1 protein-coding gene is annotated in these 238 nt (G+C 62.6%); it reads right to left on the minus strand.

Features of this window, described 5'->3' with window-relative positions:
• Positions 1-238 (minus strand): acyl-CoA dehydrogenase family protein (locus ACQG3P_RS23215; RefSeq protein ID WP_426806356.1); only part of this gene is annotated, 238 nt, incomplete at both ends.

The following is a 238-nucleotide window of genomic DNA, read 5'->3' on the forward strand; positions in this document are numbered from 1 at the left end:
CTGCACGGCCTGGTGGGTGATCCACATCGCCGCTTCCGACGCGGTGAGCTTGGCGATTGCCGCTTCGTTGCTGAAACGCTTGCCCTGGCCCTTCACCCATGCCGCGCGCAGTGTCAGCAGCAGTGCTGCGTCCAGCTTGCACTTCATTTCGGCGATCTTGGCCTGGGTCTTCTGGAACGTGCCGTTCGCCGCGCCGAAGGCCTTGCGGTCCTTCACGTATTCGATCGTGGCCTCATTT

Source organism: Stenotrophomonas sp. SrG, assembly GCF_050031795.1.
Taxonomy (GTDB): Bacteria; Pseudomonadota; Gammaproteobacteria; order Xanthomonadales; family Xanthomonadaceae; genus Stenotrophomonas; species Stenotrophomonas rhizophila_A.